The sequence below is a fragment of the Mesorhizobium sp. WSM3868 genome (assembly GCF_002294785.1).
Classification (GTDB): Bacteria; Pseudomonadota; Alphaproteobacteria; order Rhizobiales; family Rhizobiaceae; genus Mesorhizobium.
On the sequence record NZ_NSGB01000017.1, the window covers coordinates 84,665 to 100,149 of the forward strand.

At 65.4% G+C, this 15,485-nt stretch carries 14 protein-coding genes; 12 read left to right on the top strand and 2 right to left on the bottom strand.

Features of this window, described 5'->3' with window-relative positions:
- Positions 1–157: 157 nt before the first annotated feature.
- From CK221_RS23490 to CK221_RS23520, 7 genes are all read left to right on the top strand, one after another.
- Positions 158–760 (top strand): ANTAR domain-containing response regulator, encoded by a 603-nt coding sequence (locus tag CK221_RS23490; RefSeq protein WP_066992153.1) that lies wholly within the window; start codon positions 158–160, stop codon positions 758–760.
- Positions 757–1,989: a CmpA/NrtA family ABC transporter substrate-binding protein gene (locus tag CK221_RS23495; protein ID WP_066992150.1), complete on the top strand. Its 1,233-nt coding sequence runs from the start codon at positions 757–759 to the stop codon at positions 1,987–1,989. Before CK221_RS23490 ends, CK221_RS23495 begins: the two co-directional genes overlap by 4 nt.
- Before the next feature lie 353 nt (positions 1,990–2,342).
- On the top strand, positions 2,343–2,522 hold the full coding sequence (locus CK221_RS23500; protein WP_095779432.1) for a hypothetical protein: 180 nt from the start codon (positions 2,343–2,345) through the stop codon (positions 2,520–2,522).
- A gap of 63 nt (positions 2,523–2,585) precedes the next feature.
- Positions 2,586–3,887, top strand: coding sequence for a nitrate/nitrite transporter (locus CK221_RS23505; RefSeq protein ID WP_095779459.1), 1,302 nt, complete (start codon positions 2,586–2,588; stop codon positions 3,885–3,887).
- A 17-nt stretch (positions 3,888–3,904) separates the two neighbouring features.
- The gene (gene nirB / locus CK221_RS23510) at positions 3,905–6,355 is read left to right on the top strand and encodes a nitrite reductase large subunit NirB (RefSeq protein WP_095779433.1); all 2,451 of its coding nucleotides are present in this window, start codon (positions 3,905–3,907) and stop codon (positions 6,353–6,355) included.
- 58 nt (positions 6,356–6,413) lie between these two features.
- A complete protein-coding gene (gene nirD, locus CK221_RS23515) occupies positions 6,414–6,743 on the top strand; it encodes a nitrite reductase small subunit NirD (protein ID WP_066992140.1) in 330 nt (109 codons plus the stop codon).
- A gap of 3 nt (positions 6,744–6,746) precedes the next feature.
- Positions 6,747–9,416, top strand: a complete 2,670-nt coding sequence (locus tag CK221_RS23520; protein WP_095779434.1) for a nitrate reductase — start codon at positions 6,747–6,749, stop codon at positions 9,414–9,416.
- Positions 9,417–9,432: 16 nt separating this feature from the next.
- On the opposite strand, the gene CK221_RS23525 is transcribed toward CK221_RS23520, so the two are convergent.
- A complete protein-coding gene (locus CK221_RS23525) occupies positions 9,433–10,650 on the bottom strand; it encodes an FAD-dependent oxidoreductase (RefSeq protein ID WP_095779435.1) in 1,218 nt (405 codons plus the stop codon).
- 15 nt (positions 10,651–10,665) lie between these two features.
- On the bottom strand, positions 10,666–11,430 hold the full coding sequence (locus CK221_RS23530; RefSeq protein ID WP_095779436.1) for an HpcH/HpaI aldolase/citrate lyase family protein: 765 nt from the start codon (positions 11,428–11,430) through the stop codon (positions 10,666–10,668).
- A 104-nt stretch (positions 11,431–11,534) separates the two neighbouring features.
- Between CK221_RS23530 and CK221_RS23535 the strand changes: the two genes are divergently transcribed.
- From CK221_RS23535 to CK221_RS23555, 5 genes are all read left to right on the top strand, one after another.
- Entirely contained in the window at positions 11,535–12,425 is an 891-nt protein-coding gene (locus CK221_RS23535) for a 2-hydroxy-3-oxopropionate reductase (protein WP_067328800.1), read from the top strand.
- A gap of 3 nt (positions 12,426–12,428) precedes the next feature.
- A complete protein-coding gene (locus tag CK221_RS23540) occupies positions 12,429–13,241 on the top strand; it encodes a shikimate dehydrogenase (protein WP_066992125.1) in 813 nt (270 codons plus the stop codon).
- Positions 13,234–14,040 carry an SDR family oxidoreductase gene (locus CK221_RS23545; RefSeq protein ID WP_095779437.1) on the top strand — a complete coding sequence of 269 codons (807 nt, stop codon included), beginning with the start codon at positions 13,234–13,236 and terminating at the stop codon, positions 14,038–14,040. Before CK221_RS23540 ends, CK221_RS23545 begins: the two co-directional genes overlap by 8 nt.
- Before the next feature lie 13 nt (positions 14,041–14,053).
- The gene (locus CK221_RS23550; protein ID WP_066992119.1) at positions 14,054–14,401 is read left to right on the top strand and encodes a RidA family protein; all 348 of its coding nucleotides are present in this window, start codon (positions 14,054–14,056) and stop codon (positions 14,399–14,401) included.
- A gap of 76 nt (positions 14,402–14,477) precedes the next feature.
- On the top strand, positions 14,478–15,266 hold the full coding sequence (locus CK221_RS23555; protein ID WP_176478037.1) for a FadR/GntR family transcriptional regulator: 789 nt from the start codon (positions 14,478–14,480) through the stop codon (positions 15,264–15,266).
- The last annotated feature ends 219 nt before the right edge of the window (positions 15,267–15,485 follow it).

Below are 15,485 nucleotides of genomic sequence, written 5' to 3' on the forward strand. Positions count from 1 at the left end.
ATACGTTTTTGACCTTTTTGGCCCAGCGAAAAACCTCCCTTCGAAAATTAGAAGCTTCGAATATCGGCGACTGGCCCGCGGCCTTTGGGCGTGGGAAAGTCGCCGCGGACCACGCTATCGCATTGCACAATTCCGGCCGGGCTGCACAATAGGAAGCATGTCCGCTGGTTCGTTGACCATCCTTGTTATCGACGAGAACCGCATCCGCGCCTCGATCATCGAGGCCGGATTGCGGGACGCCGGCCATCGCCATGTCACCGTTGTTCATGACGTGGCCGGCATTGCCAAGCGCATCGCCGAGATCGAGCCGGATGTCATCGTCATCGATCTCGAAAACCCCAACCGCGACATGCTTGAGAACATGTTCCAGCTTTCGCGAGCAGTGAAACGGCCGATCGCTATGTTCGTCGACCGCTCCGACCGGGCCTCGATCGAGGCGGCGGTCGAAGCCGGCGTGTCCGCCTATGTGGTCGACGGGCTGAAGAAGGAGCGCATCAAGCCGATTCTCGACATGACGATCAGCCGCTTCAACGCCTTCTCGCGCATGGCGCGCGAACTGGAGGAGGCGCGCAGCGAGCTCGAGAACCGCAAGGTCGTCGATCGCGCCAAAGGCATATTGATGAAATCGCGCGGCTTGAGCGAGGAGGCCGCCTACGCGCTTCTGCGCAAGACCGCCATGAACCAGAACCGCAAGATCGCCGACATCGCCCAGAGCCTGGTGACGGCGGCGGGATTGCTGGGACCGCTGGAGGGCGAATGAGCAAGACTGCGGCGCACGAGATCACCGCCGGCTTCATGCCGCTCTTCGACAGCGCCGTCCTTGTAGCGGCCGGCGAGATGGGCTTTGCCGCCCGCGAAGGCATCGAGCTCAAGCTGCATCGCGAGACCTCGTGGGCCAACATCCGAGACCGCATCGCCATCGGCCATTTCGATGTGGCACATATGCTCGGGCCGATGCCGCTCGCCTGCAGCCTCGGCCTCACGCCGCTTGCCTCGGAGACCATAGTGCCCTTCTCGCTCGGGCTTGGCGGCAACTGCGTCACCGTCTCCAATGCGGTGTGGCAAGGCATGGCGGCGCACGGGGCCGCGCCCGACCTCGATCCGGGACGCGCTGGCACGGCGCTTGGCGCTCTGATCCGCGAGCGGGCGGCCGCCGGCCGCGAGCCTTTGCGTTTCGCCGTCGTCCATCCGCATTCCGGGCATAATTACGAGCTGCGCTACTGGCTCGCCGCCTGCAGCATCGATCCCGACCGCGATGTCGAGATCGTCATCGTGCCGCCGCCCTTCATGGCCGATGCGCTCTCCGCCGGCCGCATCGACGGCTATTGCGTCGGAGAGCCCTGGAACAGTGCCGCCGTCGCCGCCGGCACCGGCCGCATCGTCACCGTCAAGGCGCTGCTGTGGCGCAACAGCCCGGAAAAGGTGATCGGCGCGCGCAGAAGCTGGGCCGAGGAAAACCCCGACGCGCTGGCGGCGCTGCTGAGAGCGCTGCATCACTCCGCGCGCTGGTGCCAGGATCCGGTGAACCGCGGCGCGCTGGCCGCGCTGATGGCCAAGCCTGCGTTCCTCGGGCAGCCGGAGGCGATCCAGATGCCGGCACTCACCGGGCGACTTCAGCTCGGCGGCGGCCCGGAGCGCAGCGTTGAGGCTTTCTTCCTGCCCTTCGACAAGGCGGCGAACTTTCCCTGGAAGAGCCATGCGCTCTGGTTCTACACGCAGATGGTGCGCTGGGGACAATTGCCGCATACGCCGCAAAACCTGGCGATCGCCCGCGACTGCTACCGGCCCGATCTCTACCGCTCGGCGCTGAAGCCGCTCGGCGTGGCCCTGCCCGGCGCCAACGCCAAAGTGGAAGGCGCGCTGAAGACCGCGACGCCGGTCGGCTCGGCCGGGGCGAGCCTTGTGCTCGGCCCGGACGGATTCTTCGACGGCCAGATCTTCGATCCCGATCGGATCGATGCTTACATCGCGGCCCAGAATCGCGACTGATCATTTGCGCGCCATTCTTGTGCATTGCACAAAATTTGTGCGCCCTGCCCGCTCCGTTGATCAACGTTTGACCGTGTCTCGGCTCGGCCGGGCCGGTGCCTGAAGCGCCTACCGCTTTGATTTTTCTGGAAATCCGTCTTCCACGCAAAACTGGCACGCTTCGTGCTTTAAGATAATCGCGCCCCTCGCGGGCAATAGAACAGGCGTCCAATGGCGGGCGCCACAGGCAAAGCTGCCGCTCAGGTCGACGCGCGATCCCGGATGTACGGACGCGACAGGCCTGGTCGGCAGCTTTTTTGTTTTGGACCGAAACGCAATCGAAGGCTCCCAGGCGGCGCCGAACGGAGACGACGATGACGAAACGGATCGGAATTGGCGCTTCCCTGAAGGATTTCACCCGCCGCGATTTCCTGGCGAGCAGCATCCTGACGGCGGTGCTGTTCGCCGCCGCGCTTCTGCTGTTTCCCACCAATCACGACAGAGAGGCCAAGGGTCCGCAAGTGACCGCGCAGGTCCCAGCCTCGGCGCGCTGACCGATGCCGAGCCTTTGATCAACACAACACGCGGTGCCTCCCACGCCGCAAACGGAGCCGACCATGACCGCAAACCTCCAAGCCGCGCCCAGTCAGGACAGTAGCTCCCGGCAGGCGCTCCTCATGTCCACCATCGCCTTCACCGTCTGCTTCGCGGTGTGGACGATCTTCTCCATCATCGGCGTGCGTATAAAGCAGGAGCTCGGGCTGAACGAGACCGAGTTCGGATTGCTGGTCGGCACGCCGATCCTCACCGGCTCGCTCGTGCGCATGGTGCTCGGCGTCTGGACCGACCGCTACGGCGGCAGGCTGGTTTACACCATGACCATGCTCGCGGCCGCGGTCGCGACCTTCCTGCTCGCCTTTGCACATACCTATGAGCAGATGCTGGTGGCGGCGCTCGGCGTCGGGCTTGCCGGCGGCTCCTTCGCGGTCGGCGTCGCCTATGTCTCGCGCTTTTTCCCCGCGCGCAAACAAGGCACGGCTCTCGGCATCTTCGGCGTTGGCAATGTCGGCGCCGCGGTCACCAAGTTCCTGGCGCCGCTCGTGCTGATTGCCTGGGGCTGGCAGTCGGTCGCGCTGATCTGGGCCGCGGCGCTGGTTGTCATGGCCGGCGTGTTCTGGTTCACGACCAGCGACGATCCGGTCATCCGCGAGCGCCGCGCCGGTAAGGCAGTACCGGCGAGAAGCTTCTGGCAGGAATTCGCGCCGCTGAAGAACCTGCAGGTCTGGCGCTTCGCCTTCTACTACTTTTTTTCCTTCGGTGCGTTCGTGGCGCTGTCGCTCTGGCTGCCGCGCTATCTGATCGGCGTCTATGGCTTCGGCATCGCCACCGCCGGCATGATCGGGGCCGCCTACTCGATCCCCGCAAGCATTTTCCGCGCTTATGGCGGCGTGCTTTCCGACCGCATCGGCGCCCGTACCGTGCTCTATTGGACCTTCACCGTCTGTGCCGTCGCGACCCTCGTTCTGTCTCTCCCCTCGGCAGATTACGTCGTGCGCGGCATCAGCGGGCCGATCCCGTTCCATGTCGAGATCGGCCCGCTCGCCTTCATCGCCGTCGCCTGCGTGCTCGGCTTCTTCATGAGCCTCGGCAAGGCCGCCGTCTACAAGCACATCCCCGTCTACTACCCGCAGAGCGTCGGCGCGGTCGGCGGGGTGGTGGGCATGATTGGCGGCCTCGGCGGCTTCATCCTGCCGATCGCCTTCGGCGCGCTGAACGACCTCACCGGCGTCTGGTCGAGCTGCTTCATGCTGCTCTTCGTCATCGTGGTCTCGTGCCTTCTCTGGATGCACGCCACCATCCGCCGGATGGAGCGCGCGGCCGCCGTAAAGCCCGCGCCCCTCACCTACGCCGCCGAATAGATCGGAGCTGACCGGACATGAGCGAGAAACTCGTCATCATCGGCAACGGCATGGCCCCCGGCAGGATGCTCGAGCACCTGCTGGAAGCCGCACCCGACCGCTACGCCGTCACCATCTTCAACGCCGAGCCGCGCGTGAATTACGACCGCATCATGCTGTCGCCGGTGCTTTCGGGCGAGAAGGAGTTCGAGGAAATCGTCATCCATGGCGACGGCTGGTACATCAAGCACGGCATCACCCTCTACAAGGGCCACAGGATCGTCGCTATCGACCGCGACGCGAGGGCCGTCACCTCGGACCACGGCGTGACCGAAGGCTACGACAGGCTGATCATCGCCACCGGCTCGGTGCCGTTCATCATCCCGGTGCCGGGCAAGGACTTGCCGGGCGTGCTCAGCTACCGCGATCTCGACGACGTCAACGCCATGCTGCTTGCCGCGCAGTCGCGCGCCAAGGCGATCGTCATCGGCGGCGGCTTGCTCGGCCTTGAAGCGGCGGCCGGGCTTAAAGAGCGCGGCATGGACGTGACCGTCCTGCACGTCATGCCGACACTGATGGAGCGCCAGCTCGATCCGGCTGCCGGCTACCTGCTGCAGAAGGCCGTCGAGGCGCGCGGCATCAAGGTCATGACCAAGGCCAACACCAAGGCCATTGTCGGCAATGGCAAGGTCGAGGGCGTCGAACTCATGGACGGCACGATCATTCCGGCGACGCTGGTCGTGATGGCGGTCGGCATCCGCCCGAATATCGCGCTGGCCAAGGACGCAGGGCTGGAGGTCAATCGCGGCATCGTCGTCGACGACCGCATGCAGACATCCGATCCGGCGATCATGGCGCTCGGCGAATGCGCCGAGGTCGGCGGCCATGTCTACGGGTTGGTCGCGCCCCTCTACGAGATGGCCCGCGTGGCGGCAGCCGGGCTGGCGAACGGCGAGGACAGGCGCTTCGTCCATTCCGACACGCCGACCAAGCTCAAGGTCACTGGCATCGACCTTTATTCGCTCGGCGACTTTGCCGACGGCGACGACCGCGAGGAGATCATCCTGCGCGACGCATCGGCCGGTATCTACAAGCGGGTCGTGCTGCAGGACAACCGCATCATCGGCACGGTGCTGTTCGGCGAGACCGGCGACGGCGCCTGGTTCAACGATTTGAAGAAGAAGGCGACCGACATCTCGGAGATACGCGACACGCTGATCTTCGGCCAGGCATTCCAGGGAGGCGCTTCCTCGGACCCTTTGGCGGCCGTTGCGGCACTCGCGGATGATGCGGAAATCTGCGGCTGCAACGGCGTCTGCAAGGGCAAGATCACCGGCGCGATCACCGGCAAAGGGCTGACCGGGCTCGACGACGTGCGCGCGCACACCAAGGCCTCGGCCTCGTGCGGCTCGTGCACGGGTCTCGTCGAACAACTCCTGAAACTCACGCTGGGCGAGGCCTACAATCCGGCGGCCGTGCAGCCCATGTGCGGCTGCACGAGCCTCGGTCATGACGACGTGCGGCGCCTGATCAAGGCGAAGGGGTTGAAAACGATACCGGCCATCATGCAGGAGCTCGACTGGAAGACCTCCTGCGGCTGCGCGAAGTGCCGGCCCGCGCTCAACTACTATCTGGTCTGCGATTGGCCGGACCAATATGCCGACGACTATCAGTCGCGCTTCATCAACGAGCGTGTGCACGCCAACATCCAGAAGGACGGCACCTATTCGGTCGTGCCGCGCATGTGGGGCGGCGTCACCAGCGCCGGTGAATTGCGCGCCATCGCCGACGTGGTCGACAAGTTCGGCATCCCGACGGTGAAGGTGACCGGCGGCCAGCGCATCGACATGCTTGGCATCCGCAAGGAGGACCTGCCTGCGGTGTGGGCCGATCTCGGCAAGGCCGGCTTCGTCTCGGGTCATGCCTATGCCAAGGGCCTGCGCACGGTCAAGACCTGCGTCGGCTCCGACTGGTGCCGTTTCGGCACCCAGGATTCGACGGGGCTGGGCATCCGCATCGAGAAGTTCATGTGGGGCTCCTGGACCCCGGCCAAGGTGAAGATGGCGGTCTCGGGATGCCCGCGCAATTGCGCGGAAGCGACCTGCAAGGATGTCGGCGTGGTCTGCGTCGATTCTGGCTACGAGATCCACTTCGCTGGCGCCGCCGGCCTCGACATCAAGGGCACCGAAGTGCTCGGCCTGGTGAAGACCGAGGACGAAGCGCTGGAGGTGATCGTGGCGCTTGTCCAGATGTATCGCGAGCAGGCCCGCTACCTCGAGCGCATCTACAAATGGGCCAAGCGCGTCGGTACCGCCGAGATCAAAAAGCAGATCCTGGATGACGTGGAGAAGCGCCGCGCTTATTTCGAGCGCTTCGTCTTTTCGCAGAAATTCGCGCAGGTCGACCCGTGGTCCGAACGCGTCTCCGGCAAGGACAAGCACGAGTTCCGGCCGCTGGCCTCGGTCGGGTTCGCCGAGGCGGCCGAGTGATGGAGAAGTTCGCGCCATCCTGGACGCTCGCCTATCAAGCAAACACGGGAGTGTCCCAATGAACTGGATCGCAATCGGCTCCGTTTCCGACGTCCCTCGCCGCGGCGCGCGTTGCGTGGCCACCCCGCAAGGCAAGATCGCTGTTTTCCGCACCGCGGATGACAAGGTCTTCGCCATCGAAGACCATTGCCCGCACAAAGGCGGGCCGCTCAGCCAGGGCATCGTCCATGGCGCGGCGGTGACCTGCCCGCTGCACAATTGGGTGATCTCGCTGGAGACCGGCAAGGCGCTCGGCGCCGACGAAGGCTCGGTTAGGACGATCCCGGTCAGGATCGAAGGCGAACGGCTGTTCATTGCGCTCGAACCGTTGGCCTCGAAAGCGGCCTGAGCCATGGAAGAAGCACGCGAGGTGAGGACCACCTGCCCCTATTGTGGGGTGGGGTGCGGCGTGGTGGCCGAGATCGCCGCGGGTGGCAAGGCAACCGTCCGCGGCGATCCCGAGCACCCGGCCAATTTCGGCCGCCTTTGCTCTAAGGGTGCCGCGCTTGCCGAGACGCTCGGCCTCGATGGCCGCTTGCTTCAGCCGGAAATCCAAGGCAGGCAGACGAGTTGGGACGAAGCGCTCGACCTCGTCGCCGCGAAATTCTCGGACGCGATTGCCGAGCATGGGCCGGACTCGGTCGCCTTCTATGTCTCCGGCCAGTTGCTTACCGAAGATTACTACGTCGCCAACAAGCTGATGAAAGGCTTCATCGGCTCGGGCAATATCGATACCAATTCGCGGCTGTGCATGGCGTCGTCGGTCGCCGGCCACCGCCGCGCTTTCGGCGAGGACATCGTTCCCGGTGTCTATGAGGATTTCGAGCACGCCGATCTGATCGTGCTCACCGGCTCCAACACCGCATGGTGCCACCCCGTGCTCTACCAGCGCATGCTCGCGGCGCAGCGCGAACGCGGAACCAGGATCGTCGTCATCGATCCGCGCCGCACCGCCACGGCCGACGAATGCGACCTGCACCTGGCGCTTGATCCGGGCACGGACGTGCTCTTGTTCAACGGCCTTCTGGCGCATCTCGTCCAGAGCGGAAAGATCGACGCGGATTTCATCCGCACCAGCACATCGGGCTTCGAAGCCGCTGCCGCGCTGGCCGGTGCCGATGCGCCGTCGGTCGCGCGCGTCGCAAAAGGCTGCGGGCTGGTGGCCACGGATGTCCAGGCCTTTTATGAGATCTTCGCCGGCACCGAACGGACGGTCACCGTCTACAGCCAGGGCGTCAACCAGTCGGCCCATGGAACCGACAAGGTCAGCGCCATCCTCAACTGCCACCTCGCCACCGGCCGCATTGGCAAGCCAGGCATGGGGCCGTTCTCGGTCACGGGCCAGCCGAACGCCATGGGCGGCCGCGAGGTGGGGGGCCTCGCCAACCAACTTGCCGCGCACATGGACTTCGCGGATCAGGCCGCTGTCGAGCGGGTCTCCCGCTTCTGGAAGGCGCCCGGAATCGCGCGACGCGGCGGGCTGAAGGCCGTGGACATGTTCCAGGCGGTTGCCGACGGCCGCATCAAGGCGCTGTGGATCATGGGCACTAATCCCGCGGTGAGCATGCCGGACGCGTCGCGCGTGCGCGCCGCCCTGTCCAAATGCGATTTCGTCGCGGTTTCGGATGTGACCCGCACCGACACCACGCGCTATGCCGACGTGCTGCTGCCCGCCGCTGCCTGGGGCGAGAAGGACGGCACGGTCACAAATTCGGAACGGCGCCTCTCGCGTCAGCGGCCGTTCGTGCCGTCGCCGGGCGAAGTGAAAGCCGATTGGCGCATCATCTGCGAGGTCGCCGCGCGCATGGGCTTCGGCGATGCTTTTGCCTACCAGACGCCGGCGGAAATCTTCCGCGAGCATGCCGCGCTCTCGGCTTTCGAGAACAATGGGGGGCGCTTGTTCGATCTGGGCGGCCTGACGGACCTCAGCGATGCGGGCTATGCCGGCTTCGCGCCGCGCCACTGGCCGGCACCAGAATCGCGCGAGTACCAGACGAGATTGTTTGCGGACGGTCGTTTCCCGACACCGGACGGCCGTGCGCGTTTCGTGCCGGTGCGGCAGGAGGCGACGGCGTTTACAGTCGATGCGGACTATCCGCTTGCGCTGAACACGGGCCGGTTGCGCGACCAATGGCACACCATGACGCGTACCGGCACCGTGCCGCGCCTGATGGCCAACGCGCCGGAACCGGCGGTCGACCTCAATCCGGCGGATGCGGCCGCGCACCAGCTCAAGGATGGTGACCTTGCCCATCTGTCGACGCGCTTCGGTTTCGTGCGCGCGAGAGTACGTGTGACCAACGCGCAGCGGGGCGGCCATGCCTTCATGCCCATGCATTGGAGCGGCCAGTTCGCGGCCAGGGCCGCCACCGGCCTGCTGTCCTCGCCTGTCACCGACCCGCATTCCGGCCAGCCGGAACTGAAGCATGTCCCAGTCAGAATCGTGCGCGAAAACACTGGATGGGCCGGTGTGCTCATCACGCGGCGCGACCTCAGGCCGACCGGTTTCGTCCACTGGAGCCGCTACGCGGTCGAAGGCGGCTGGGTCTACGAACTGACCGGGACCGAGCCGCCGGACCAGGGCATTCTTCTGGCGCGCAAGCTGCTCGGCGTTCAACGGCAGGATCAACTGCTCGAATACACCGATCGCCGCGGGCTCGCCTATCGCGCCGCTGCGATCGACGAAGGCGGCGCCATGGCTGAGGCCGTGCTGGTCGCCGCTCCAGACCAGTTGCCGACGCGGGACTGGCTGGTCTCGCTGCTGGCCACCCGCCAGCCGCTGTCGCCAGCCGATCGCCATGCGCTTCTTTCCGGGCGTTCGCCAGCGCCGATGCCCGCCATCGGGCGGGTCGTGTGCTCATGCTTCCACATCGGCGTCAACCAGCTCGCTTCGGCGGTCGCTGCGGGTTGCGACAGTCTGGAGGCGATCGGCTCGACGCTGCGCGCCGGCACCAACTGCGGTTCGTGCCGCTCGGAGATAAGGGCGATCATCGACGCCCGGCACGTTCAGGCCGCCGAGTGAAATTCTCCCGAACCGTTCAGATCACCGCTTCTTCCAGGAATGGTTCATTGCGCGGGATGCGCTCGTAACAGAACGGTGAAAGGTCCAGCGTCTCGAAGGCGCCGTGCACGATGAGCTCCGACACCGCCCGGCCGACCGCCGGCGACTGCTGCAGGCCGTGCCCTGAGAAGCCGTTGGCGAACATGAAGTTCTTCACCTCCGGGTGAAAGCCGACGATGCCGTTGTGGTCGAGCATGTTGTATTCGTAGTGGCCGGTCCAACTGGTCTGGACCTTGAGCGCGTCGAAGGCCGGAATGCGGTGCCACAGCGCCGGCCAGATATAGTCGTCGAACTCCTCGAAATGCATTTCGAAATCGTCGTAATCGGCCGGCCCGTCGCCCTGCGGCGTGTTGCCGGTGAGGAAGAGCTCGCCTTCCGGGCGCACGAAAGTGCCGGAAAGGTCGATGACGTTGGGCATTCGCCCAGGGATCGGGTTGGCGCTGGCGAAGACGAAGCTGTAGCGCTTGTACGGGGCTACCGGGATGGAAAGGCCGGCCATGGCAGCGACCTGCTGCGCTCGCGGGCCGGCGGCGTTGACCAGGGTTCCGCAAGCGACTGTCTCGCCGGTCGCCAGCCGAGCGGAGACAACCCGCCCATCGACGACATCCAGTCCGGTCACGGCATTGTCGATGTACTCGACCCCGCTGGCGCGGGCGGCGCGGCGGAAGCCGTTCAACATGCCCATGGAATCGAACCAGCCCTCTTCGCGCGCACCCCACGAACCGCCGCCGAGGTCGTCGACATTCAGCCAGGGGAAGCGTTCCTTCAGCGGACCCGGCTCAAGGAAGACGGTGTGGGCGCCGAGGCTGCGCTGCAGCTCGACCCGCTCCTTGGCCGCCTCCACGCCTTCCGGCGAGCAGCAATAGAGATATCCGTGCTCCTTGAAGCCGAGATCGGGCGCCGGCTCGTTCGTGTAGAAGGGCGCCATCCGCTCCTGGAAACCGCGGATGATCTCGATGCCGAACTGGCTGATCTTCACATTGATCGGATTGGAGTATTGCTGGCGGATGGCGCTGGTGGAGAGCGCCGTCGAGGAGAATTCGTAGCTGGAGTCGCGCTCGACCACGAGGATCGAGGCGCCACTGCCCAGCGCCTGGCTCAGCCAGTAAGCCGTCGAAGAGCCGATGACGGCACCGCCGACGATGACGATGTCGTAGGCGTAGCGCGAGGGTGCTTTGTAAGGGGGGATCGCCACGGCCGTCTCCCGAGTCTAGCGGTTGAAGGACGCAATCAGGGCGTCCGAGCCCCGCGCCAACAGGCCGAGGTCGGAACCGACGGCAACCATGGTGAAGCCTTCGGCGAGATAGCGGTCGGCATCGGCCTTCACGGGAGCCAAAATCCCGCTCGCCTTGCCTGTCGCGGCCGTGGCCGTGCGCACGGAAGCGATCGCCTCCTGCACATGCGCAGCGCCGGGATTGCCCATCGCGCCCATATTCATGGAAAGATCGCCGGGCCCGACAAACAGAACGTCCACGCCATCCACCGCTGCGATCTCAGCCGCATTGGCGACGCCGGCCGCGTCCTCGATCTGCACCGCCAACAACTGCTGCTCGCGCGCTTTCGCATGATACCCGGCGATACGGCCGAAGGCGTTGGCGCGATGGCCGACCGAGAAGCCGCGGAAGCCGCCCGGAGCATAGGTCATCGCCGCGACGATTTTGCGCGCCTGCTCCGGCGTGCGCACATTCGGAATCATCAGGCTGCGGGCACCGACATCCAGGGCCTGCTTCATCAGGTTGGGATCGTCGGACGGCAGGCGCACCACCGCCTCGCACGGAAATGCCGCCGCGACCTGAAGCTGCGCCATGATGCTGCGCAGATCGTTGGGGCTGTGCTCGCCGTCGATCAGCAGCCAGCCCGCTCCGGAACCAGCCACCACTTCTGTGGTCAGCGCTGAAGCCAGCGAGCACCAGATGCCGATATGAGGCCGGCCGGCCTTAACGGCCGCCTTCAGCGAATTGACGCGCTCTTGCATTTGCGATCGGTCTCCAGTGGAAGAGGCATTGAAATTTGTATGATGTCCTATATCATACGCCTCCATTGAGCTGCAAGACGCTCTGGCGAGCACGGGAGTTGCGCATGAAAATCGGTTTCATCGGACTTGGCGTCATGGGCGCGCCCATGGCGCGGCATCTTGCCGATGCCGGGCACGAGATCGTCACGGTGCTCAATCGCTCTCCTCTGCCTGCCGATCTGAAAGCGTCGGTGCTGGCTTCCCCGGCGGAAGTGGCGCGGGTTTGCGAAATCATCATCACCATGCTGCCCGATACGCCCGACGTGGAGCGCGTCCTGCTCGGGCCGGGTGGCGTGCTCGAAGGGATTTCAGCCGGCAAGCTGGTCATCGACATGAGCTCGATCAGCCCGATCGCCACCGCGCAATTCGCGGCGAAGTTCAGGGAAGCGGGAGGCGGCTTCCTCGACGCACCCGTCTCCGGCGGCGAGGTCGGCGCAAAAGCGGCGAGTCTCACCATCATGGTCGGCGGGCCGGCTGCCGAATTCGAGCGCGCGCTGCCCATCTTCGAAAAGCTCGGCAAGAATATCACCCTGATCGGCGAGAAGAACGGCGCCGGCCAGACCTGCAAGATAGCCAACCAGATCATCGTCGCGCTCAACATAGAAGCCGTTGCCGAAGCGCTTGTTTTTGCCAGCAAAGCGGGCTGCGATCCGGCGAAGGTCCGAAGCGCGCTGATGGGCGGCTTCGCCTCGTCCCGCGTGCTCGAAGTGCATGGCGAGCGCATGATCGCCCGCACCTTCGCGCCGGGCTTCCGCATCCGCTTGCACCAGAAGGATCTCAACCTCGCGCTCGAAAGCGCCCGCGCGCTTGGAGCCGCCCTGCCGAGCACGGCGCTGGCGCAGCAACTGATGAATGCCTGTGCGGCCCGCCCGGGCGGCGCGGAAGCAGACCACTCGTCGCTCGTCCGGGCTCTCGAGGTCCTGAGCGATCATGAACTGTCAAACGGAAAGGAATAACCGATGCGCGGAACCGGCAAGGCCGATGTCTTCGTCATGCTGGCCCATCCCGTGGGCCACGCGAAAAGCCCTGGCATCTTCAACGAGATCTTCGAGCAGAAGGGGCTCGACAGTCTGATGGTGCCGCTGAGCTGCCGTCCGGAAGATTTCGATACTTTCTGGGCCGGCATCACGGCGGCGGAGAACATCCGCGGCGTCATCATCTCGGTGCCCTATAAGGTCCCGGTCTACCACAAATGCGCCGCCGCCCACGATCGCGCCGCGCGCGTGCAGAGCGCGAATTCCGTGCGCCGGCAGGCGGACGGCACCTGGTATGCCGACAATTTCGACGGCGTCGGCTTCATCGACGGCTTGAAGGCCGGCGGACACCGGATCGCCGGCCGGCGCATCCTCCAGGTCGGCGCAGGCGGTGCGGGCGCATCGCTGACCTACTGCCTCGCCGAGGAAGGCGCGACGGAGATCCGCCTCGCCGACATCGACAGGGAACGCGCGCAAAAGCTCGCTTCGCTGGTCAGCAGGTCGTTCCCCGATTGCCGCATCGAGGTCGGCGAACCCGATCCGTCCGGAATGGACATGGCGATCAACGCGACGCCCTCCGGGCTGAAGGGCGGCGATCCGCTGCCGATGGATGTGAACAAGCTGACGCCGGAGATGACCGTGGTCGACATCATCATGGAGCCGGCCGAAACGGCCCTGCTCAAGGCGGCGAAAGAGATCGGCTGCCGCATCCAGCCCGGACGCCCGATGATGGACTTCCAGGTCGAGGCCATGGCCGCATTCTTCGACATCGAGCGAAAGGAGCGCCACAATGGCTGAGGCTTCGACCGCGGTCGTCATCGGCGGCACGTCCGGGATCGGCCGCGCTATTGCGGAGCGCTTCGCCGAGGAAGGCTACCAGGTGGTCGTCGCAGGCCGGGACGCGAGCCGCGGCAAGGAAGCCGCCGAGGCCTGCGAGAGCGCCGGCGCCCCACGCGCCGTGTTTGTCCAGACCGATGTCGGCGATCCCGCTTCCGTCGAGGCGCTGGCGCAAGACGTCAGCAATGCGTTCGGCACCCCTCATGTCGTGGTCAACTGCGCCGGCATCCTGCAGAGCGGCAAGCATGTGCTCGACCAGGACCTCACCGAAGACGAGCAGATGTGGCGGATCAACTATCGCGGCACGCTGCTTGGCTGCCAGTTGTTCGGCCGGCTGATGTCGGCCGCCGGACGCGGCGCGATCCTCAATGTCGGCTCGCTCGCCTCCTTCGCGCCGCTGTCGCTTCCGGCCTACACGCCCGGAAAGCATGCGGTCCTGGCGCTCACCCAGATCCTGGCTGCCGAACTCGGCCCGCATGGAGTCCGTGTGAACGCCGTAGCGCCGGGCTATACCCTCTCCGACGGGCTGAAGGCCAGGATCGCCAAGGGCGAACGCAACCCGGAAGCGATCCAGGCCACCACCGCGCTGCGCCGCTTCGTCGAGCCGCGCGATGTCGCCGAGGCGGCGCTGTTCCTCTGCTCCGACCGTGCCGCGTCGATCACCGGCGTTACGCTGCCCGTCGATGCCGGCTGGCTCGTCCAAGCGCCGTACGCGCAGTACCTGCAGGGCAACCCCATCCGGCAGACGCCGGCAATCTGACGAGGAAGATCCAGTGGGCGATATCCAACGCTTCGACTTCGACACCCGCATCCATCATGGCGTCATCCACAACGGCACGCTCTACCTGACCGGCCAGGTTGCCAAGCCGGGCCAACCGGCGGCCGACCAGATGCGCGAGGTGCTCGCCAAGATCGATGCGCTACTCGCCACGGCAGGCACCGACAAGACCCGCATCCTCCACGTCCAGATGTGGCTGGACGACGTGCGGGATTTCGACGAGGTCAATGCGGTCTGGGACGCCTGGATGCCGAAAGAGCATGCGCCGGCACGCTCTTCCGGCGAAGGGCGGATGGCCAAGCCCGGCATGCTGGTCGAACTGATCGTCACCGCGGCGGTTTGAATGGTCTCGCCGGTTCGGGCATCATCCCGAATCTGAACTTGAACGGCCCTAGTCTGGACTTGAACGGAAGGCCTGAATGACGAAGCGCAAGCCGCTTTCCACCGTCGTGGCGGAGAGCCTGGCCGAAAAAATCCGCTCCGGTGAGTTGCAGCCGGGCGCGCAACTGCCGACCGAGGCGGAGCTTTGCGCCGAATACGATGTCAGCCGCACCGTCGTGCGCGAAGCCGTGGCGCGGCTGCGCTCCGAGGGCATGGTGGTGCCGCAGCAGGGTCGCGGCATGTTCGTCAGCGAAACACCCGTGCCGCGCAATTTCTCGATCCCGGACGAGGCGCTGAGAACCTTGCCGGAAACCATCGCCTTGCTCGAACTCAGGTTGAGCGTCGAAGTCGAATCCGCCGGGCTCTGCGCCGAACGCCGCACCGACAAGGAGGCGAGCGACATCCGTGCCATGATGGATGACATCGACGCGCAGCAGGCGGACCCGGCAGCCGTCCAGATCCACTACGACTACGATTTCCACCTCGCGATCGCCAAAGCCGCGCGCAACGAATTCATCCATGGCTTCCTGGCCTATCTCGGACCGATGATCGTGCCGCGCTTCCAGCTCGGCTATGTCGTCGAGCCGGCCCTGAAGGACAGCTATTACGCTCGCATCCACAGCGAGCACAAAGCCATCGTCGATGCCATCGAAAGACAGGACGGCGGCAAGGCCCGCCAGGCCATGCGCAAGCATCTGCACAACAGCCTCGGGCGCGTTCGCGCATTGGCGCGGGCTTCCGGAGTCGAGGCGACCGACGCGGAGCAAAAGGCCGCCGCAGCCTCGCTCTTCACCGAAATGAAAAGGCCTGCGCCAACGGCCGGGTAAGGCCGGGACGGGTTCGATCCCTCGCGTGGGCCGAATGCGATTGGCGCGCGTCGCGAAAGCCGTGTTTTTGTTCCACCGACGACCGGGAACCTTCTCCCGCGCGCCGACGGGATTGTTTTCCTTTAGTTCGCAGCGTTGGAGGCCGCGCAGGCAGCGTGGAACGTTTGAGCTGCCGGAAAGGCTCTCGAAAGTTTATCTTTCCTTTTTGCTGCTTTTCTT

Coding starts and splice junctions, on each gene's coding strand:
- CK221_RS23520 (WP_095779434.1), top strand. CDS start 6,747: ATGGAAGAAGCACGCGAGGTGAGGACCACCTGCCCCTATTGTGGGGTG.
- CK221_RS23505 (WP_095779459.1), top strand. CDS start 2,586: ATGACCGCAAACCTCCAAGCCGCGCCCAGTCAGGACAGTAGCTCCCGG.
- CK221_RS23495 (WP_066992150.1), top strand. CDS start 757: ATGAGCAAGACTGCGGCGCACGAGATCACCGCCGGCTTCATGCCGCTC.
- nirB (WP_095779433.1), top strand. CDS start 3,905: ATGAGCGAGAAACTCGTCATCATCGGCAACGGCATGGCCCCCGGCAGG.
- nirD (WP_066992140.1), top strand. CDS start 6,414: ATGAACTGGATCGCAATCGGCTCCGTTTCCGACGTCCCTCGCCGCGGC.
- CK221_RS23530 (WP_095779436.1), bottom strand. CDS start 11,430: ATGCAAGAGCGCGTCAATTCGCTGAAGGCGGCCGTTAAGGCCGGCCGG.
- CK221_RS23555 (WP_176478037.1), top strand. CDS start 14,478: ATGACGAAGCGCAAGCCGCTTTCCACCGTCGTGGCGGAGAGCCTGGCC.
- CK221_RS23540 (WP_066992125.1), top strand. CDS start 12,429: ATGCGCGGAACCGGCAAGGCCGATGTCTTCGTCATGCTGGCCCATCCC.
- CK221_RS23535 (WP_067328800.1), top strand. CDS start 11,535: ATGAAAATCGGTTTCATCGGACTTGGCGTCATGGGCGCGCCCATGGCG.
- CK221_RS23490 (WP_066992153.1), top strand. CDS start 158: ATGTCCGCTGGTTCGTTGACCATCCTTGTTATCGACGAGAACCGCATC.
- CK221_RS23545 (WP_095779437.1), top strand. CDS start 13,234: ATGGCTGAGGCTTCGACCGCGGTCGTCATCGGCGGCACGTCCGGGATC.
- CK221_RS23500 (WP_095779432.1), top strand. CDS start 2,343: ATGACGAAACGGATCGGAATTGGCGCTTCCCTGAAGGATTTCACCCGC.